The sequence below is a fragment of the Streptococcus sp. oral taxon 431 genome (assembly GCF_023110115.1).
Taxonomy (GTDB): Bacteria; Bacillota; Bacilli; order Lactobacillales; family Streptococcaceae; genus Streptococcus.
On sequence record NZ_JALDVP010000006.1, the window covers coordinates 1 to 18,558 of the forward strand.

Annotated in this window: 22 protein-coding genes; 18 read left to right on the forward strand and 4 right to left on the reverse strand. The window is 39.1% G+C overall.

The annotated features are described in order from the left end of the window. The 13 genes from M1F91_RS07410 to M1F91_RS07470 form a co-directional block, all read left to right on the forward strand. A partial coding sequence (locus tag M1F91_RS07410) for a cadmium resistance transporter (RefSeq protein WP_247913243.1) occupies positions 1-139 on the forward strand: 139 nt, incomplete at its 5' end. An 11-nt stretch (positions 140-150) separates the two neighbouring features. After that, complete coding sequence (gene cadX / locus M1F91_RS07415) at positions 151-489, forward strand: Cd(II)/Zn(II)-sensing metalloregulatory transcriptional regulator CadX (protein WP_070678676.1); 339 nt, start codon at positions 151-153, stop codon at positions 487-489. Positions 490-785: 296 nt separating this feature from the next. Next, the gene (locus M1F91_RS07420; RefSeq protein ID WP_247913187.1) at positions 786-1,025 is read left to right on the forward strand and encodes a GlsB/YeaQ/YmgE family stress response membrane protein; all 240 of its coding nucleotides are present in this window, start codon (positions 786-788) and stop codon (positions 1,023-1,025) included. Between the two features lie 86 nt (positions 1,026-1,111). After that, the gene (gene amaP, locus M1F91_RS07425) at positions 1,112-1,675 is read left to right on the forward strand and encodes an alkaline shock response membrane anchor protein AmaP (RefSeq protein WP_247913188.1); all 564 of its coding nucleotides are present in this window, start codon (positions 1,112-1,114) and stop codon (positions 1,673-1,675) included. Between the two features lie 11 nt (positions 1,676-1,686). Beyond that, positions 1,687-1,857: a DUF2273 domain-containing protein gene (locus M1F91_RS07430; RefSeq protein WP_004250679.1), complete on the forward strand. Its 171-nt coding sequence runs from the start codon at positions 1,687-1,689 to the stop codon at positions 1,855-1,857. Between the two features lie 11 nt (positions 1,858-1,868). Beyond that, a complete protein-coding gene (locus tag M1F91_RS07435; RefSeq protein WP_247913189.1) occupies positions 1,869-2,498 on the forward strand; it encodes an Asp23/Gls24 family envelope stress response protein in 630 nt (209 codons plus the stop codon). A 36-nt stretch (positions 2,499-2,534) separates the two neighbouring features. Continuing rightward, on the forward strand, positions 2,535-2,741 hold the full coding sequence (locus M1F91_RS07440) for a CsbD family protein (protein WP_004250682.1): 207 nt from the start codon (positions 2,535-2,537) through the stop codon (positions 2,739-2,741). Positions 2,742-3,374: 633 nt separating this feature from the next. Then, positions 3,375-3,989 (forward strand): DUF624 domain-containing protein, encoded by a 615-nt coding sequence (locus M1F91_RS07445; RefSeq protein ID WP_247913190.1) that lies wholly within the window; start codon positions 3,375-3,377, stop codon positions 3,987-3,989. Beyond that, complete coding sequence (locus M1F91_RS07450) at positions 3,967-5,640, forward strand: sensor histidine kinase (protein WP_247913244.1); 1,674 nt, start codon at positions 3,967-3,969, stop codon at positions 5,638-5,640. The genes M1F91_RS07445 and M1F91_RS07450 overlap by 23 nt, the downstream gene beginning before the upstream one ends. A gap of 2 nt (positions 5,641-5,642) precedes the next feature. After that, positions 5,643-6,929 carry a response regulator transcription factor gene (locus tag M1F91_RS07455; protein ID WP_247913191.1) on the forward strand — a complete coding sequence of 429 codons (1,287 nt, stop codon included), beginning with the start codon at positions 5,643-5,645 and terminating at the stop codon, positions 6,927-6,929. A 61-nt stretch (positions 6,930-6,990) separates the two neighbouring features. After that, the gene (locus M1F91_RS07460; RefSeq protein ID WP_223333924.1) at positions 6,991-7,521 is read left to right on the forward strand and encodes an ABC transporter permease; all 531 of its coding nucleotides are present in this window, start codon (positions 6,991-6,993) and stop codon (positions 7,519-7,521) included. Between the two features lie 75 nt (positions 7,522-7,596). After that, a complete protein-coding gene (gene nrdI, locus M1F91_RS07465) occupies positions 7,597-8,064 on the forward strand; it encodes a class Ib ribonucleoside-diphosphate reductase assembly flavoprotein NrdI (protein ID WP_070678690.1) in 468 nt (155 codons plus the stop codon). Between the two features lie 69 nt (positions 8,065-8,133). Continuing rightward, positions 8,134-8,343: a hypothetical protein gene (locus M1F91_RS07470; protein WP_247913192.1), complete on the forward strand. Its 210-nt coding sequence runs from the start codon at positions 8,134-8,136 to the stop codon at positions 8,341-8,343. Between the two features lie 34 nt (positions 8,344-8,377). Here M1F91_RS07470 and M1F91_RS07475 read toward each other — a convergent pair whose 3' ends face one another. Together M1F91_RS07475 and argS are read right to left on the reverse strand one after the other, a co-directional pair. Next, on the reverse strand, positions 8,378-8,626 hold the full coding sequence (locus M1F91_RS07475; protein ID WP_024054288.1) for a hypothetical protein: 249 nt from the start codon (positions 8,624-8,626) through the stop codon (positions 8,378-8,380). A 382-nt stretch (positions 8,627-9,008) separates the two neighbouring features. Beyond that, a complete protein-coding gene (argS, locus tag M1F91_RS07480) occupies positions 9,009-10,700 on the reverse strand; it encodes an arginine--tRNA ligase (protein WP_247913193.1) in 1,692 nt (563 codons plus the stop codon). Positions 10,701-10,853: 153 nt separating this feature from the next. Between argS and argR the strand changes: the two genes are divergently transcribed. Together argR and mutS are read left to right on the forward strand one after the other, a co-directional pair. Continuing rightward, positions 10,854-11,300: an arginine repressor gene (argR, locus tag M1F91_RS07485; protein WP_247913194.1), complete on the forward strand. Its 447-nt coding sequence runs from the start codon at positions 10,854-10,856 to the stop codon at positions 11,298-11,300. Positions 11,301-11,346: 46 nt separating this feature from the next. Further along, positions 11,347-13,881, forward strand: a complete 2,535-nt coding sequence (gene mutS / locus M1F91_RS07490) for a DNA mismatch repair protein MutS (RefSeq protein ID WP_247913195.1) — start codon at positions 11,347-11,349, stop codon at positions 13,879-13,881. A 39-nt stretch (positions 13,882-13,920) separates the two neighbouring features. On the opposite strand, the gene M1F91_RS07495 is transcribed toward mutS, so the two are convergent. Both M1F91_RS07495 and M1F91_RS07500 read right to left on the reverse strand, forming a co-directional pair. Then, positions 13,921-14,379: a DUF3021 domain-containing protein gene (locus M1F91_RS07495; RefSeq protein WP_247913196.1), complete on the reverse strand. Its 459-nt coding sequence runs from the start codon at positions 14,377-14,379 to the stop codon at positions 13,921-13,923. Continuing rightward, complete coding sequence (locus tag M1F91_RS07500) at positions 14,376-14,816, reverse strand: LytTR family DNA-binding domain-containing protein (RefSeq protein ID WP_247913197.1); 441 nt, start codon at positions 14,814-14,816, stop codon at positions 14,376-14,378. The genes M1F91_RS07495 and M1F91_RS07500 overlap by 4 nt, the downstream gene beginning before the upstream one ends. Positions 14,817-15,160: 344 nt before the next feature. Between M1F91_RS07500 and rpsL the strand changes: the two genes are divergently transcribed. The 3 genes from rpsL (at position 15,161) to fusA (ending at position 18,469) form a co-directional block, all read left to right on the forward strand. Then, positions 15,161-15,577, forward strand: coding sequence for a 30S ribosomal protein S12 (rpsL, locus tag M1F91_RS07505; protein ID WP_001142333.1), 417 nt, complete (start codon positions 15,161-15,163; stop codon positions 15,575-15,577). Positions 15,578-15,596: 19 nt separating this feature from the next. After that, complete coding sequence (gene rpsG / locus M1F91_RS07510) at positions 15,597-16,067, forward strand: 30S ribosomal protein S7 (protein WP_004250722.1); 471 nt, start codon at positions 15,597-15,599, stop codon at positions 16,065-16,067. Between the two features lie 320 nt (positions 16,068-16,387). Next, complete coding sequence (gene fusA, locus M1F91_RS07515) at positions 16,388-18,469, forward strand: elongation factor G (RefSeq protein WP_247913198.1); 2,082 nt, start codon at positions 16,388-16,390, stop codon at positions 18,467-18,469. The last annotated feature ends 89 nt before the right edge of the window (positions 18,470-18,558 follow it).

An 18,558-nucleotide genomic window follows, 5' to 3' on the forward strand; every position in this document is an offset into this window, starting at 1 on the left:
ATTGGCACAAGTCCCTTCTGTTGGAGAAACTTTGGAAAAATATAGCAGATGGTTTGTTGCCGTTGTTTATTTAGGATTGGGGATGTATATCCTGATTGAAAACAATAGCTTTGACATGCTAAGGACTGTGTTCGGCTAGGAGAAAAAATTATGAAAAAAGATAGTATCTGCCAAGTGAATATTATAAATCAACAAAATGTTACAACCGCAACGAACTACCTTGAAAAGGAAAAAGTCCAAAAATCACTTCGTATTTTATCAAAGTTTACCGATAATAAACAGATAAATATCATCTTTTATCTTCTTGCTGTTGAAGAACTCTGTGTATGTGATATAGCCTGTTTACTAAATCTCAGTATGGCGTCTGCCTCCCACCATCTTCGTAAACTAGCCAATCAAAACGTCTTGGATACTAGAAGAGAGGGGAAAATTATATATTATTTTATAAAAGATGAGGAAATCAGAGATTTTTTTAATCAACTAGGATAACAACTATTTTTACTACTCTACCATTCACTCTACCTTTTATTATGTAGCATTCTAAAAACATTGATGTACCAACGTTTCTAACAGCTAAAATAGAAATTATTTAATCTTTTTATAGAAGTGAAGTAAGCATTCAATTCGAATCAATACATAAGAAAAACGCTTATTTTAAGCGTTTTTGTATTGTTTTAAAATTTATTAAAGCACATATTCGTGAGCATATAATTTGAGCGCGCTCTCATATTGTGATATACTAAATTCAACCCAGATATATTGGGTTATGAAAGGAGGCGCATATTATGTTGTGGTCCATTATTGTAGGAGGCTTTATCGGCCTTGCAGCAGGAGCAATTACTAAAAAAGGTGGCTCAATGGGAGTAATTGCTAATATTTTTGCCGGTTTAATCGGTTCATCAGTAGGTCAATCACTCCTTGGTACTTGGGGACCTTCACTAGCTGGTATGGCTATCATTCCATCTATTGTTGGTGCGGTGATTGTTGTCGCTGTAGTATCATTCTTTTTGGGTAAAAAAGGTTAATGTTATACTGCGAAAGCAGACTATAGTTTTTAATTTATAATGACGGGTAAAGCTATGGTTTGTTGCACTAATTGAAAGGATTTTATATGTCAAAATCAAAGAAAATATTATTGCTTATTTTCTGTATTTTAATCTTGACAATTTTCCTTCCTATTTTGATAGATTACCACCAGGTTAGTGATTTAGGGATTCAATTGACTAGCTGGCGACAGACATCATTTGAATATTATCTCGCTAGATATGTATTTTGGGGGCTTCTAGGCCTGTCTATCTTAGTTTTATTATGGATGTTAGTAATCCTGTTTTATCCTAGACAATATCTGGAAATAAAACTTGGAACTAAAGACGATAAATTAAAACTAAAAAATTCAGCTATTGAAGGGTTTGTTCGATGTTTATTGGATGAACACAAGATGGTCAAAAATCCCAAAATTCAGGTACATACTCGGAAAAAGAAATGTTTCGTTTATGTAGAAGGTACAGCTGTTCTTTCAGATAACATTGCTAACAAATTTGAAGTAGTTCAAAACGAAATCACTCAAGGATTGAAAGAATTCTTTGGTATTGATCGAGAGGTTAAACTGGAAGTTTCAGTGAAAGAATATGACCCTCAAAAAGCAGCTAAGAAAATTGTTAGTCGTGTAAAGTAAGGAAGTAAAAAATGGAATGGTTTAAAAAATATCAATACCCAATTCTATGTGGTGTAGTAGGTATTATTCTAGCCTGCTTCATCCTATCCTTCGGTTTCTTTAAAACATTGTTCGTTTTAATCTGTGGAGCCCTAGGAATTTGGTTGGGATACTATGTACAGAAGAATTATTTAAATAAATAAAGGAGTTTCATATGTCAAACGTAGAAAAAAATGTAAATGTAAATACTGAAAAAAAAGATGTTGTTGTTTCTAAAGATGTTCGCGGAGAATTAACTTACGAAGATAAAGTTATTCAAAAAATCATCGGCCTTTCACTAGATAGAGTCCCAGGACTATTACATGTGGACGGTGGATTCTTCTCAAATCTTACAGAAAAACTTGTTAATACTAACGATGTAACACACGGTGTTAACGTTGAAGTTGGTAAAGAACAAGTAGCAGTTGACTTGAACGTTATCGTAGAGTACAGAAAAAACGTTCCAACTCTATACAAGGAAATCAAAGACGTTATCGTATCAGAAGTTGCGAAAATGACTGATCTAGAAGTAGTTGAAGTTAACGTTAATGTTGTTGACATCAAAACTAAAGAACAGCATGAAGCAGATTCAGTTAGCCTTCAAGATCGTGTAACTGACGTGGCAGAATCAACAGGCGAGTTCGCGTCAGAACAATTGTCTAGAGTGAAATCTGGTATCGGTTCAGGTGTCGCAGCAGCACAAGAAAAACTTAGTGAAGGCGCTGAATTCGTTCAAGAAAAAGTTGGCCAAGGCGTTGACAATGTTAAAGACGCTGCAGCCAAAGCAGAACCACGTGTTCACTAATTACTAATTTAGAAAAAATAAAAGGAGGACATACTTATGTCTACAGAAGAAAAATTCAACCAAGCAGCAGGAGCTGTTAAAGAAGGCGTTGGTAAATTGGTAGGTGACAAAGGACTTGAAAGCGAAGGAGCTGCTGAAAAAGTTGCTTCTAAAGTGAAAGAAGTCGCTGAAGATGCAAAAGACGCTATTGAAGGCGCTGTTGAAGGTGTTAAAAACATCTTTAAAAAAGACGACGCTAAATAATAAAATTTAGGTAATCTTGCTATTTTCCTTGAAAACACTCCCTAACCGGGGGTGTTTTTGTTATTCGTTTTTATCAATGCATGTTTTATAGAGAAAAAAAGAATACAGGACAAACAAAGTCCTGTATTCTTAAAATAACTTAGAACAGATATGATAATGATACGACTAACATGATTATAGCGCAAATTATTTTTATGATTTTTACATATTGTTGTTTGAACAATTTATCAGAGAAAAGACTCAAAATAAGAGCAATCCAAAACACGGTAGTTCTTAAAATAAAAATAGTCATGGTACATACTCCTTTCGTTATTTTGTCAAACCAATAATTAAGTTGAATAGTAATTATCTAATTTTCAAACATATCCATCTGCCCTGGTAAAGCCTTTGTTCTTTGATTATTAATCGGTATCTCTTTCTATATTTATTATAGCACAAACATCATTGTTAAACCAATAAATGTAATTTTTTATAGTTTGGTGTTTGTACACTTTTAACAAGGATGACCCCTACTCCAAGCTTACTTCTAAAAAAGTAATGAGTTAAATTCTCTTGCCCTTTTTACTGCTTCTGTTTTTGAGAGCGCTTGAAATATGTTATAATAAAACTAGATTAAATTTTTGGAGGCAAACCGTGGGAAATTTCATTGAGCTAGTCTTTCATCGTTTCTTTTTGGGGATGATTGCGACGGCTTATTTTTGGTTATTGACACTAGCAGGAGGAGTGGTCTTTGGTATAGCACCCGCTAGTGCAACTCTCATGAGTTTATTTGCTGAAAACGGCTATTCTTACCGTGCTTATCATTTCAAGGAAGCATGGGCTTTATTTAAGAGCAATTTTGTCAAAAGTAATCTCAGTTTCTACACCTTTATAGGGATTGACTTCATCTTGATTTATGGCTTGTATCTGATGATTCAGTTGCCAAATCAGACCATTATCCACTTGGCAGCAACATTTCTAAATATCTTTTTAGTAGCCTTGGTATTTTTGGCCTATACGGTATCTTTAAAGTTACAGGTTTACTTTGAATTGTCCTATAAAAACACCTTAAAGCTTGCCTTTATTGGAATTTTTATGAATTTATCAGCAGTGGCCAAAGTTCTATTTGGTAGCGTCTTGTTAGCCATTATTGGCTTCTATATGCCAGCCCTCATTGCTTTTGTAGGCATTGGAATGTGGCACTTCTTTATTAGTGATTTATTGGAGCCTGTTTATGAAAGTATTCATGAAAAATTGGCAACCAAATAAGACCAAACAATTCCGCCTCCACTCACTCTTAAGAATCTATAGTCTGGTGATGATTATCATCATTTCCTGCTTTGCTCTCTTGATTTCTTATGCAGACTGGGATATGCGTGAAAGGGAAGCCAATCGTGTCGGTCAGCGTGTTCTCGCTCGAACAGTTGATGAGGTTGAATACTATTATCGAGAGTCTACCCGTCTAGCCCAGAGTTTAGTGGATAATCAAGCTCGGATTGAAGGAATTTACAAATATTTTAGCCTCAGTACGCCGGATTATTTTTATTGGCAGTTAGAACGCAAGGCGTCACCCTATATTTCCGTTTCTATTTATGAAAATATCGATGATATATACGTGCGAAACGATTTTGTAACAGGTATTTCGATTGTTCTACAGGATTCAACGGATGTATTTGTTTCCAAAAGAGGAAACCGAGGTGGACAGAAAATTCCAGCTGAGAACTTCAAGCCAGATGCTAATAGTTTCGCTGTTCCAGTGTCTGATCCCATCTCGGACCAGGCTTTAGGGGTCATTTATATTTCCGTAGAACCAGAAGTCCTCTATAAAGCGATTGACAATACTAGGGGAACAATTCCTGTAGCAGTAACAGTCATTGCACCATATGAAACAGATATGTTCTATATTGGAGCGAAGGGAACGAATGAGTCTTGGTTGGTAGGAACAACTGCCCATGGTTATCAAGTTCGAGTAGCTGTACCAAAGGATTATGTTTGGAGTGGGACTTTAGCGAGTTCGGCACTTATTTTAGGTTTGAGCGCCCTCTTTATCATCATTTTATATATGACCTTAAGAAGGACTTTTTCTGACTATCAAAGTCAGGTTGTGGACTTGGTGGACTCTATCCAAGCCATTACTAAGGGAGAGCAGACCAAGAGAATCGACACAGATAAAAAGGACCAGGAATTGCTACTAATTGCTGAGTCGACAAATGATATGTTGGATCGACTAGAAAGTAATATTCACGATATTTATCAACTGGAACTCAATCAAAAAGATGCCAACATGCGAGCCTTACAAGCTCAAATTAATCCGCATTTCATGTACAATACTCTGGAATTTTTGCGGATGTACGCAGTAATGGAGAACCAAAATGAACTAGCAGATATCATCTATGAGTTCAGTAGTCTTCTGCGCAATAATATCTCTGACGAGCGAGAAACGACCCTCAAACAAGAAGTGGAGTTTTGTCGGAAATACAGTTATCTCTGTATGGTTCGCTATCCAAAATCCATTGCCTATGGATTTAAGATTGACCCTGAATTGGAAGAAATGCGTATTCCAAAGTTCACCCTCCAACCGTTAGTGGAAAATTATTTTGCCCATGGAGTTGATCACAGAAGAACAGATAATGTTATCAGTATCAAGGCTTTGAAAAAAGATGGCTATGTCGAAATCTTAGTAACCGATAATGGCCGTGGGATGTCTGCTGAAAAACTAGCAGAAATTCAAGCTAAACTGGCTCAAAGAACCTTTGAACACACAGCAGATTATAAGGGGCAACAACAGTCTATTGGGATTGTTAATATCCACGAACGCTTTGTGCTCTACTTTGGAGACCGCTATAACATCAATGTAGAATCAGCTGAACAAAAAGGTGTTCAATATAGAATCACCATCCAGGATGAAGAGAAAGGATAAACATGTATAAAGTACTATTAGTTGACGATGAGTACATGATTACAGAAGGACTTAAGCGTTTGATCCCTTTTGAAAAATGGGATATGGAAGTCGTTGCGACAGCCAATCATGCTGACGACGCTTTGGACTATGTTCGAGAACATCCCGTAGATATCGTCATTTCTGATGTCAACATGCCTGGCAAGACAGGACTTGAAATGATTGGGGAAATGAAGGAACTCTTGCCAGAGGCTTACTATATCCTTCTTTCCGGCTATCAAGAATTTGACTATGTCAAGAAAGCTATGAACCTCAATGTAGTAGATTATCTTGTCAAACCAGTTGATAAGGTTGAATTGGAGCATTTACTTGAGAAAATCCTTGGTCAACTTCGTGAGAAAGTACATGAGCCAGAAATGTTAAGTCAAAAGTTAGACGACGAAGCATTTAAAGCACACCTGTCTCAAAAAGAAAACTGGTGGATTGGACTCTCCCAAGAGAAACAAGGGGATTTTGTCATTCCTTACTATGTTTTAGGTCAGGACTGGCAGATTGTGATTGCAGCTCAGAAATTCGATGGTTTACTTGTCATGCCTTTTGAGTTACCTTATCAGGCTAGCTTTGAAAAATGGAAATTTGATGTTGAAAAAGCACTCTTCTATGGAACTGTAAACCTCGATCAATCTGAAAGTCTCTTTTCTTATTATGAACCCATCTATCGAGTTATTATCCAGGGCAATCTTCAGCAGATTATCGAAGAGTTGAACCTACTTGAGAAGATTGTGTTGGAAAACACACCGAGGGTATCCATTACCAAGCAACTCTTTACTCAGTTTGTAATGGATGTCTTCCACCTCTTTGAGCATCTGAAAGCAGATGATATGACAGATATTGTCAAAAGAATTCATGCTATTACAAACTTTGAAGATTTAGTGGCTTATACCAAGGAAACCTTGACGTCCTTCTTTGGTCAATATCGTATGAATGAAAATGTCGTCAGTGTACTTGAAGTTATTGGTAGAGATTATAAAAAAGAGCTTTCTCTCAAGGATATCAGCAAGGATCTCTTTATCAATCCTGTGTATTTAGGTCAGTTAATCAAGAAGGAAACCAATTCAACCTTTGCTGAGCTTCTCAATAAGCAACGCATCAAGGCAGCTCAGCAACTTTTACTATCTACAAATGATAGTATTGAGGATATTTGCTATACGGTTGGTTACAGTAATGTAGGCTATTTCTATAAGGTCTTTCGAAAACTATGTGGGAAGTCTCCGAAAGCATACCGTAAGCAGGTGGAAGTAAACTTGTAGGATTTGTTATACTTGTTAAAATATGCTATAATAAATTAAAAATTATGAGGAGGTTACTTTTATGAAAAAGAAACCAATCTATCTATGGGTTTTATTGGTGTTATCAGCGATTAATTCAGCCTTGGCAGTAGTTGGAATATTCACTCCAGTACCTAGTAAGGACGCCCTTCGTGCTAGCCAAGAAAATGTTGGGACACTTAGTGCTCAACAAATAGAAGATGCTGTTAACTATGCCCACCAAGTGTCTGAGTCATCTCACTCTATTTTTAACACGATACTCATTATTCTATCTGCTATCCTAGTTGTAGTAGCCTTTGTTTTCTTAATTCGTAAGAACCTGCAGTTGGCAAACTACACTTATGTTGGATATGCCTTGCTAGCTATTGTTGGACTAGTCCATGACAATATGAATCTACAAGATGCTATGCAATTGATTAAAGATGACACCCTACGTTTAGGAATGGAAGTCATGTCAAAAGTAACCACTATCATATTCATCGTCATCAATGTTATCTTTTTGGGAATCGTCTTCTATAAAATATGGCGTCAGCAAAAAGAATTAACAGAATCTCAAGAGGAAGAACTCGCCTAAGAGTTGACAAAGGATAACTATCAAGATACAATCTTGGTAGTTATTTTTTTGGATTCGAGAAAGAGGGAGGAAAAGATGAAAAAGATTTCCTTAGTTTATATCAGTCTAAGTGGCAACACAGAGAGTTTTGTAACACGTTTGAAAGCTTATTTGTTAGAGCAATATGCGAATATTGATGTGGAAAAAATTCATATTAAAGACTTGGTCAAGGAAGGAGAAGACTTCTTTGAGATGACCAACCCGTATGTGGCTTTTCTACCGACTTACCTCGAAGGTGGAAATGGAGTTGACAATGGAGATGTGGAAATCTTGACCACTCCAGTAGGTGACTTTATCGCATATGGTGATAATGCTAGCAAGTGTTTTGGTGTCGTAGGATCGGGTAACCGCAATTTTAACAACCAATACTGTTTGACCGCCAAGCAATATAGTCAACGTTTTGGTTTTCCAGTCCTAGCTGACTTTGAAATGCGTGGTATGCTAGGAGATATCAAAAAGGTTGCTGGGATTATTGCAGAGCTTTATGAACTTGAATCCTTGTAAGAGGATAGAGTTGCTGGGCTAGATTTTATCCCATGGATCATAGAAGTATTTCAAAAGAGAACAGTTCAAATGAGTAAATTACAGAGATCATTTTTAAAGTATATAAAACGCAAACCAAGCTTCAAGGATATTATTCTATGCAGTGCCTTGCTACTATTAGCGATTGCTCTGCTATTGTTCTCTGAGAAAATTTTTGATGAAAATGTAGTACCAGTTGGAACCATGGTATCCTTAGGGATTGTTATCCTTGTAGGAATCTTAGCTGTCAGAAATAAATAAAAAGACTCGAGAAATGTCATCTCGAGTCTTTTTATTAGTTGCGAATTTCGTCAACGATTTCTTTTGCAATTGGAATTCCTAAACGGTAACCTTTATTCACGTAATCAATGACATCATTGATATTTTCTATCGTTTGGATTTTTTCTTTGATAGTTGCACGAAAATCTTGATCTTTCAATAGTTGGTCCTGAAGCAGTCTTTGAAGTTTCTCTTTTTCATATTTGTTGACAAGAAAGAGAAAAAGAAGACTGATAACAACTAAGATATAAGCATATTGGCTCATAAAAATTCTCCCTAGGTGATAAAGAAGTAAGTGGTTAGAGAAAAACGAATATCCTTCGCCTTTCGAGTGATAGTACTGTAAGCGCCTAGCGTCTAACAATTAGGAATTTTAGTTACAGTAACTTGAAGATTACGACGTCTTTCGGTAGAAATCGATAATATTTCTATCGAAAGACTAGTGAGGCGCCTAGCCAAAGTCCGAATAGGATTTGGCGTTAGTTACTTAGCTTACTTAGTAATAAATTAATTTAATAGATCACGACATGCATCCAAATAAGTCGATATTATTTATTTGGATGCATTAGTAAGGCGTTTAGGCAAATCGCCTGATAGCGATTGCCGTCAAGAGACTAGGAACTTTAGTTTCAGTCTCTTGTAACGAATTACATCTTCTCTGGCGCCTCTAGACCCAACAGACGAAGCGCTTCTTTGAGGACAACTGCTGTTGCATAGCTAAGGGCTAGACGACTGTCACGTTCTGGATTTTCATCTAAGATACGAGTGTGGGCATAGTATTTGTTAAAGGCTTGCGCTAAGCTGATTGCAAATTTAGCGATGATAGAAGGTTCGTAATTATCAGCTGCACGTTTAATAATACGTGGGAAGTCTTGGATTAGCTTAATGATTTCCCAGCTTTCAGCATCGTTCAAGCTATAGTTGGCACCTGCTTCAGGTTTGAAATCGGCTTTACGCAAGATTGATTGGATACGAGCGTAGGCATATTGAACATAAGGGCCAGTCTCCCCTTCGAAGGATACCATAGCTTCAAGGTCAAAGTCATATCCATTTGTACGGTCAGTTTTAAGGTCATAGAATTTAATGGCACCAACCCCAACAGCATGAGCGACCTGGTCTTTGTTTTCAAGTTCTGGATTTTTGGCTTCGATCTGCGCTTTAGCACGGCTGATGGCTTCTGCAACAGTTGGTTCTAGCAAGATAACATTCCCTTTACGAGTAGAAAGTTTTTTCCCTTCTTTTGTAACCAAGCCAAACGGAACATGGACAATATCTTGGCTCCAATCGTAACCCATCTCTTGTAAGACAGCCTTGAGTTGTTTGAAGTGAGCAGATTGTTCTTGACCAACGACATAGATAGATTTGGCAAACTGATACTCGTTTTTACGGTAAAGGGCTGCAGCCAAGTCACGCGTGATGTATAGAGTTGCGCCGTCAGATTTCTTGATAAGAGCTGGGTGTTCAATTCCATATTTTTCAAGATTAACAACTTGAGCACCTTCTGATTCGACTAATAGTCCTTTTTCAGAAAGGATGTCTACAACTGCATCCATTTTATCATTGTAGAAGGCTTCCCCGTTATAGCTGTCGAATTCAACTTGTAGCTCATTGTAGAGACGGTTAAATTCTACTAAGCTTTCATCGCGGAACCATTGCCAAAGAGCGAGAGCTTCCTCATCGCCGTTTTCAAGTTTGCGGAACCATTCGCGTGCTTCTTCATCCAAGCTTGGATCGTTCTCAGCTTCAGCATTAATGCGGACATAGAGTTTGAGAAGTTCATCAATTGGATGTGCTTTGACAGCTTCTTCATTACCCCATTTCTTGTAGGCAACAATCAACATCCCAAACTGTTTGCCCCAGTCTCCCAAATGGTTGACCTTGACAGTTTTATAGCCGATTTTTTGGAAGATATGTGACAAGCTATCTCCGATAACTGTTGAACGAAGGTGACCGATTGAAAATGGTTTAGCGATATTAGGACTAGACATGTCAATGACAACATTTTCTTGATTGCCAATCTCTTGGTCAGCGTAGTGCTCTTTTTCAGTGATAACGTTTTGTAGAACTTGACCAGAAATGGCAGCCTTATCAAGGAAGAAGTTGACGTAAGGACCTGTTGCTACAACCTTTTCAAAAGCTTGGCTATTGATCTTTTCAGCGATATCAGCAGCAATCATTTGAGGAGCTTTACGTTCAACCTTTGCCAATGAGAAGGCAGGGAAGGCGATATCTCCCATATCTGAGTTTTTAGGTGTTTCTAGTAAATTTAAAATAGCCTCTTGGTCTAGGCTATCAATGACGCTAGCCAACTCGCTAGCAATCAATTCTTTTGTATTCATTTAAGGCTCCTTTAGGGCTTTTCTACTATTTTATCACAATTTACTACATTTTTTTTGAAAGAAGAGATATTTTTTGAAATATCCAGTTTTTTTGATATAATGTTCTTACTAAAAAAATGTAAAATGTTATAAATATGCACTTGAAAGGATCTTATGAGAAAAAGAGAACGTCATCAGCTCATCAAGCGAATGATTACAGAAGAAAAACTAGGAACTCAAAAGGAAATTCAAGATCGATTGGAAGCCTGTGATGTCTTTGTGACACAAACGACATTATCCCGTGATTTGCGAGAGCTTGGCTTAACCAAAGTTAAGAAAAACGATGTTGTTTACTATGTGCTAGCAAATGAGACAGAGAAGATTGATCTGGTCGAATTCCTTTCACATCACTTAGAGGGTGTTGCAAGAGCCGAATTCACCTTGGTTCTCCACACTAAACTTGGAGAAGCATCCGTTTTAGCCAATGTAGTAGATTCAAATAAAGATGGGTGGATCTTAGGTACTGTTGCCGGAGCGAATACCTTGTTGGTTATCTGTAAGGACCAACATGCAGCTAAAGTCATGGAAGAACGCTTGCTAGAGTTAATGGAAAATAGATAAGGTCTTGAGAGCTTCTCTCAGGACTGTTTTTACAAGGAGAGAGTAAATGACTACTGAAAAATTATCACCTGGTATGCAACAGTATGTGGATATCAAAAAACAATATCCAGATGCTTTTTTGCTTTTTCGTATGGGTGATTTTTATGAGTTGTTTTATGAAGATGCAGTCAATGCTGCACAGATACTAGAAATCTCACTGACCAGTCGCAATAAAAATGCTGAAAATCCGATTCCCATGGCTGGAGTTCCTTATCATTCTGCCCAACAGTACATCGATGTCCTCGTTGAACGTGGCTACAAGGTTGCCATCGCCGAGCAGATGGAAGATCCTAAGCAGGCTGTTGGTGTTGTTAAGCGCGAGGTTGTTCAGGTCATTACACCAGGAACAGTGGTTGATAGTAGTAAGCCAGATAGTCACAATAACTTTTTAGTGGCTATTGATCGTGAAGGTTCCCAGTATGGACTAGCCTATATGGACCTAGTGACAGGTGATTTCTATGTAACGGGATTATCAGATTTCTTTCTAGTCTGTGGTGAAATCCGTAATCTCAAGGCCAGAGAAGTGGTGATTGGTTACGACTTGTCTGAAGCGGAAGAGCAGATTCTCAGTTGTCAGATGAATCTAGTGCTTTCCTATGAACAAGAAATATATGAAGACGTTCATCTGTTGGATTCAAGATTGGCAACTGTTGAAGGAGCAGCTAGTGGGAAACTTCTTCAGTATGTTCATCGGACGCAGATGCGAGAGTTGAATCACTTAAAACCTGTTATTCGTTATGAAATCAAAGATTTCTTGCAGATGGATTTTGCGACCAAGGCTAGTCTTGATTTGGTTGAAAATGCTCGCTCAGGTAAGAAACAAGGGAGTCTGTTCTGGTTGCTAGATGAGACTAAAACTGCAATGGGTATGCGACTTTTGCGTTCTTGGATTCAACGCCCCTTAATTGATTTAGATCGTATCATAGAACGTCAGGAGGTTGTGCAAGTCTTTCTGGATTATTTCTTTGAGCGCAGTGATTTAACAGAAAGCCTTAAGGGAGTCTACGATATCGAACGTCTGGCTAGTCGTGTTTCTTTTGGGAAAAGCAACCCCAAAGACCTCTTGCAATTAGCGACTACCTTGGGAAGTGTTCCACGAATTCGCGCCATTTTAGAAGGAATGGAGCAACCAGCTCTAGCTTATCTAATTGAACAACTAGATGCTATTCCTGAGTTGGAAAGCCTGATAAGTACTGCTATTGCCCCTGAGGCTCCTCATGTGATTACCGAAGGTGGTATTATCCGAACGGGCTTTGATGAGACCTTGGATAAATACCGTCGTGTGCTGAGAGAAGGGACCAGCTGGATTGCTGAGATCGAAGCCAAGGAAAGAGAAAACTCTGGCATTAATACTCTCAAGATTGACTACAATAAAAAAGACGGCTACTATTTCCATGTAACTAACTCGCAGCTAGGTAACGTACCAGCCCACTTTTTCCGCAAGGCTACGCTGAAAAACTCTGAGCGATTTGGGACAGAGGAATTGGCGCGTATCGAGGGAGAAATGTTAGAGGCGCGTGAGAAATCAGCAAATCTAGAGTACGAAATCTTTATGCGTATTCGTGAGGAGGTTGGCAAGTATATCCAACGCCTACAGGCTCTGGCTCAAGGAATCGCTACTGTCGATGTCTTGCAAGGTTTGGCAGTGGTTGCAGAAAAACAACACCTGATTCGACCAGAGTTTGGGCAAGAGTCGCGGATTGATATCCAGAATGGTCGTCACGCAGTTGTTGAAAAGGTCATGGGAGCTCAGACCTATATCCCCAATAGTATCCAGATGGATGAAGATACTAGCATTCAACTAATTACAGGTCCGAACATGAGCGGGAAGTCAACCTACATGCGTCAACTAGCCATTACAGCGGTTATGGCTCAGATGGGTTCTTATGTCCCTGCAGAAAGTGCTCGACTGCCAATTTTTGATGCAATTTTTACCCGTATCGGTGCGGCAGATGACTTGGTTTCAGGTCAATCTACCTTTATGGTAGAGATGATGGAAGCTAATAATGCCATTAGTCATGCGACAAAGGATTCATTAATTCTTTTTGATGAGCTTGGTCGAGGAACCGCAACTTATGATGGTATGGCTCTAGCCCAGTCTATTATCGAGTATATCCATGAGCATATTGGTGCCAAGACTCTCTTTGCCACGCACTACCATGAATTAACCAGTCTGGAAGCTAGTCTTGAACATCTAGTAAATGTACACGTGGCTACGCTTGAGCAAAATGGTCAGGTTACTTTCCTTCACAAGATAGAACCAGGACCAGCTGACAAATCATACGGTATCCATGTAGCTAAGATTGCAGGATTGCCAGCAGACTTGCTAAAAAGAGCGGATGCGATTCTAACTCAACTAGAGAGCCAAGGTCAGGAGAATCCAATTTCTATCAATCAAAGGAATGTTGTCAATGAGCAAATGTCTCTCTTTGATGAAAAAGAAGAAAATCCTATCCTAGCAGAATTGGCTGAAGTAGATGTTTACAATATGACACCGATGCAAGCCATGAACCTCTTGTTAGAATGGAAACAAAAATTATAAGCAAAAACCCACTCGCAAAAAGGAGTGGGTTTTTAGGTCTTATTTTTTATGAGCCAATAGTTGATTGATGTGGGCAACCTTCTTTGATTCTCTCTTGTAGAGAACAACCCAGATGATGAGGTAGACGATGGCAAACTCTGGGATGAGCTGAAGGATGAAAGTCCAGTGAAGAGGGAACCAGCCTGCTAGGATTGCTAGAGGTACAAAACCTAATAGCATGAGGAAGAAGTGAGTGACAGTCGCACGAAGAAGGCTCCAATCTTGAGCGAATAGACGGCTACCAAAACTAAAGAGGACTCCAATAGCTGACCAGATAAGTGTACAGTAGAGTAAAACTAGAGCACCGTGAACCTGATGACTGCTCATGAATTGACCAATAGCTGACTCTGGACTAAGTGGCGCGTAGTTATTTGGGGAATAAATGAGTGAAAAGATAATAGATAGGATGAGGCCGATGAGGATACCAGTTGTGGCATCGTAAAATACTTGTTTTTTCATAGTTCTAATTTCTCCTTAATAGTTTTGAGGTAACGGCGAGATGAGTAGGTGAAACTTTCGTTTTTTAAATAAATTTCAATCAAGCCGTTAGAGGTTAGTTTTAGATGACTAATAGCATCAATGTTGACAATTTCCGATTGGGAAATTTGGATAAAGGAAGCAGGTAGAATTTCACTTACTTGGTAAAGACGAATGTCGAGAGCGTAGGTTCGACTATCCGTTTCAGCCAAAACTTTACGATTTTCAATGTAAATTCGCTGGATCTTGCTAATCTGAATCAAGTAGACCTGGTCTTGAAATTTTCCTTTGATGGTCTCCTTTTGATCCAGAGATTGGACAAAGTCCTGAACTTTTTGAACTCGAGTGGACAAGGTTGGCGCTTCGATTATGATTTGTTCTTCAGTATGTTGTGCATCAATGTCAAGTCTGACTTTCATAATTTCTCCTTTATAAAGTTGTAATAGAGATCTCTTGCTTACAAATCTATTAAACACCATTTTGTCGACAAATACAAGAAGCTTTGTCTATGTGGTCGGTTGAAGAGCCTATCTGGTAGGTGACCGTTTTCATAGAATTTTTAGAGTAAAGAAGTCAAAAAATAAGAAGAAATATATTGACAAAAATAGAAAAAACGTGGTACAATGTTAGACGGTACTTTTTACTTTTGGTCTCTCAAGAGTGTACAGGGACGTGCTGACAAATGTTGCAAAAGTACACACAGATGATAGCTGTCACCAAGTGTATCATCACCAAAAATAAAAAAAAACACAGGAGAATGTAGATGCCTACAATTAACCAATTGGTTCGCAAACCGCGTAAATCAAAAGTAGAAAAATCTAAATCACCAGCTTTGAACGTTGGTTACAACAGTCATAAAAAAGTTCAAACAAACGTTTCTTCACCACAAAAACGTGGTGTAGCAACTCGTGTTGGAACTATGACACCTAAAAAACCTAACTCTGCCCTTCGTAAATTTGCTCGTGTACGTTTGAGCAACCTTATCGAAGTTACTGCCTACATCCCAGGTATCGGACACAACTTGCAAGAGCACAGCGTGGTGCTTCTTCGTGGTGGACGTGTAAAAGACCTTCCAGGGGTACGTTACCATATCGTCCGTGGTGCACTTGATACTGCAGGTGTTAACGATCGTAAACAAGGCCGTTCTAAATACGGTACTAAACGTCCGAAAAAAGCATAAGGAAAGGGGATAAAGAGAAATGAGTCGTAAAAATAGAGCTCCAAAACGTGAAGTATTGCCAGATCCGCTTTACAATTCACAATTAGTTACTCGTCTTATCAACCGCGTTATGCTTGACGGTAAACGTGGTACAGCTGCTTCAATCGTTTACGGTGCTTTTGAGCAAATCAAAGAAGCTACTGGTAACGATGCACTTGAAGTATTTGAAACAGCTATGGAAAACATCATGCCTGTACTTGAAGTACGTGCACGTCGTGTTGGTGGATCTAACTACCAAGTCCCAGTTGAAGTTCGTCCAGAACGTCGTACAACACTTGGACTTCGTTGGTTGGTAACAATCGCTCGCCTTCGTGGTGAACACACAATGCAAGACCGTCTTGCAAAAGAAATCTTGGATGCTGCTAACAACACTGGTGCAGCAGTTAAGAAACGTGAAGACACTCACCGTATGGCTGAAGCTAACCGTGCCTTCGCACACTTCCGTTGGTAATAAAATGATACCAAGAGCGGCAAAGGCCCAAGGCAAAAATAGGAAACTGATGCAGTGTTCCGTGAACACAAAGCAGTTTATCTTTTTTGCACCGGGCCTCGCTCGGGTTCAAATCAGTTAACTTGAGCTTTTAGCCCGGGTTCAATTGAGCTAATATCGGCTAACTAACTTTAGCCCGAGTACAATTCAACTTCCCATCTCACAAGTTGAAACCAACTAAACAAGATAAACATTGAGAACGGGTGGGTCCTGCCTATCCGTTTTTATTGAAATCGTGTTATAATAGAATAGAAATAAAAAATATAGGAGAAACAAACCTCATGGCACGCGAATTTTCACTTGAAAAAACTCGTAATATCGGTATCATGGCCCACGTCGATGCTGGTAAAACAACTACAACTGAGCGTATTCTTTACTACACTGGTAAAATCCACAAAATCGGTGAAACTCACGAAGGTGCGTCTCAAATGGACTGGATGGAGCAAGAGCAAGAACGTGGTATCACTATCACATCTGCTGCGACAACAGCTCAATGGAACAACCACCGCGTAAACATCATCGACACACCAGGACACGTGGACTTCACAATCGAAGTACAACGTTCTCTTCGTGTATTGGACGGTGCGGTTACAGTTCTTGACTCACAATCAGGTGTTGAGCCTCAAACTGAAACAGTTTGGCGTCAAGCAACTGAGTACGGAGTTCCACGTATCGTATTTGCCAACAAAATGGACAAAATCGGTGCTGACTTCCTTTACTCAGTAAGCACACTTCACGATCGTCTTCAAGCTAATGCACACCCAATTCAATTGCCAATCGGTTCTGAAGATGACTTCCGTGGTATCATCGACTTGATCAAGATGAAGGCTGAAATCTATACTAACGACCTTGGTACAGATATCCTTGAAGAAGACATTCCAGCTGAATACCTTGACCAAGCTCAAGAATACCGTGAAAAATTGGTTGAAGCAGTTGCTGAAACTGATGAAGAATTGATGATGAAATACCTTGAAGGTGAAGAAATCACTAACGAAGAATTGAAAGCTGCTATCCGTAAAGCGACTATCAACGTTGAATTCTACCCAGTACTTTGTGGTTCTGCCTTCAAGAACAAGGGTGTTCAATTGATGCTTGATGCGGTTATCGACTACCTTCCAAGCCCACTTGATATCCCTGCGATCAAAGGTATTAACCCAGATACTGAAGAAGAAGAAACTCGTCCAGCATCTGATGAAGAGCCATTTGCAGCTCTTGCCTTCAAGATCATGACTGACCCATTCGTAGGTCGTTTGACATTCTTCCGTGTTTACTCAGGTGTTCTTCAATCAGGTTCTTACGTATTGAATACTTCTAAAGGTAAACGTGAACGTATCGGACGTATCCTTCAAATGCACGCTAACAGCCGTCAAGAAATCGACACTGTTTACTCAGGTGATATCGCTGCTGCTGTTGGTTTGAAAGACACTACAACTGGTGACTCATTGACAGATGAAAAAGCTAAAATCATCCTTGAGTCAATCAACGTTCCAGAACCAGTTATCCAATTGATGGTTGAACCAAAATCTAAAGCAGACCAAGACAAGATGGGTATCGCCCTTCAAAAATTGGCTGAAGAAGATCCAACATTCCGCGTTGAAACTAACGTTGAAACTGGTGAAACAGTTATCTCTGGTATGGGTGAGCTTCACCTTGACGTCCTTGTTGACCGTATGCGTCGTGAGTTCAAAGTTGAAGCGAACGTAGGTGCTCCTCAAGTATCTTACCGTGAAACATTCCGCGCTTCTACTCAAGCACGTGGATTCTTCAAACGTCAGTCTGGTGGTAAAGGTCAATTCGGTGATGTATGGATTGAATTTACTCCAAACGAAGAAGGTAAAGGATTCGAATTCGAAAACGCAATCGTCGGTGGTGTGGTTCCTCGTGAATTTATCCCAGCGGTTGAAAAAGGTTTGGTAGAATCTATGGCTAACGGTGTTCTTGCTGGTTACCCAATGGTTGACGTTAAAGCTAAGCTTTACGATGGTTCATACCACGATGTCGACTCATCTGAAACTGCCTTCAAGATCGCTGCATCTCTTGCACTTAAAGAAGCTGCTAAGACTGCACAACCAGCTATCCTTGAGCCAATGATGCTTGTAACAATCACTGTTCCAGAAGAAAACCTTGGTGATGTTATGGGTCACGTAACTGCTCGTCGTGGACGTGTGGATGGTATGGAAGCACACGGTAACAGCCAAATCGTTCGTGCTTACGTTCCACTTGCTGAAATGTTTGGTTACGCAACAGTTCTTCGTTCTGCATCACAAGGACGTGGTACATTCATGATGGTATTCGACCACTACGAAGATGTACCTAAGTCAGTACAAGAAGAAATTATTAAGAAAAACAAAGGTGAAGAATAATTCACCGTCACTTTAAAAGAAGTCACTTTGTGGCTTCTTTTTCTGTTTGGTAGAAATAGCTAAAATTGCTTCAAATATGGTAAAATAGA

Excerpts from the sequence above, each read along its gene's own strand:
- M1F91_RS07450 (WP_247913244.1), top strand. The coding sequence starts at position 3,967 with ATGAAAAATTGGCAACCAAATAAGACCAAACAATTCCGCCTCCACTCA.
- M1F91_RS07430 (WP_004250679.1), top strand. The coding sequence starts at position 1,687 with ATGGAATGGTTTAAAAAATATCAATACCCAATTCTATGTGGTGTAGTA.
- cadX (WP_070678676.1), top strand. The coding sequence starts at position 151 with ATGAAAAAAGATAGTATCTGCCAAGTGAATATTATAAATCAACAAAAT.
- M1F91_RS07475 (WP_024054288.1), bottom strand. The coding sequence starts at position 8,626 with ATGAGCCAATATGCTTATATCTTAGTTGTTATCAGTCTTCTTTTTCTC.
- amaP (WP_247913188.1), top strand. The coding sequence starts at position 1,112 with ATGTCAAAATCAAAGAAAATATTATTGCTTATTTTCTGTATTTTAATC.
- M1F91_RS07435 (WP_247913189.1), top strand. The coding sequence starts at position 1,869 with ATGTCAAACGTAGAAAAAAATGTAAATGTAAATACTGAAAAAAAAGAT.
- argS (WP_247913193.1), bottom strand. The coding sequence starts at position 10,700 with ATGAATACAAAAGAATTGATTGCTAGCGAGTTGGCTAGCGTCATTGAT.
- M1F91_RS07420 (WP_247913187.1), top strand. The coding sequence starts at position 786 with ATGTTGTGGTCCATTATTGTAGGAGGCTTTATCGGCCTTGCAGCAGGA.
- M1F91_RS07470 (WP_247913192.1), top strand. The coding sequence starts at position 8,134 with ATGAGTAAATTACAGAGATCATTTTTAAAGTATATAAAACGCAAACCA.
- mutS (WP_247913195.1), top strand. The coding sequence starts at position 11,347 with ATGACTACTGAAAAATTATCACCTGGTATGCAACAGTATGTGGATATC.
- M1F91_RS07500 (WP_247913197.1), bottom strand. The coding sequence starts at position 14,816 with ATGAAAGTCAGACTTGACATTGATGCACAACATACTGAAGAACAAATC.
- M1F91_RS07460 (WP_223333924.1), top strand. The coding sequence starts at position 6,991 with ATGAAAAAGAAACCAATCTATCTATGGGTTTTATTGGTGTTATCAGCG.
- rpsL (WP_001142333.1), top strand. The coding sequence starts at position 15,161 with ATGCCTACAATTAACCAATTGGTTCGCAAACCGCGTAAATCAAAAGTA.
- M1F91_RS07440 (WP_004250682.1), top strand. The coding sequence starts at position 2,535 with ATGTCTACAGAAGAAAAATTCAACCAAGCAGCAGGAGCTGTTAAAGAA.
- M1F91_RS07455 (WP_247913191.1), top strand. The coding sequence starts at position 5,643 with ATGTATAAAGTACTATTAGTTGACGATGAGTACATGATTACAGAAGGA.
- rpsG (WP_004250722.1), top strand. The coding sequence starts at position 15,597 with ATGAGTCGTAAAAATAGAGCTCCAAAACGTGAAGTATTGCCAGATCCG.
- fusA (WP_247913198.1), top strand. The coding sequence starts at position 16,388 with ATGGCACGCGAATTTTCACTTGAAAAAACTCGTAATATCGGTATCATG.
- nrdI (WP_070678690.1), top strand. The coding sequence starts at position 7,597 with ATGAAAAAGATTTCCTTAGTTTATATCAGTCTAAGTGGCAACACAGAG.
- M1F91_RS07495 (WP_247913196.1), bottom strand. The coding sequence starts at position 14,379 with ATGAAAAAACAAGTATTTTACGATGCCACAACTGGTATCCTCATCGGC.
- argR (WP_247913194.1), top strand. The coding sequence starts at position 10,854 with ATGAGAAAAAGAGAACGTCATCAGCTCATCAAGCGAATGATTACAGAA.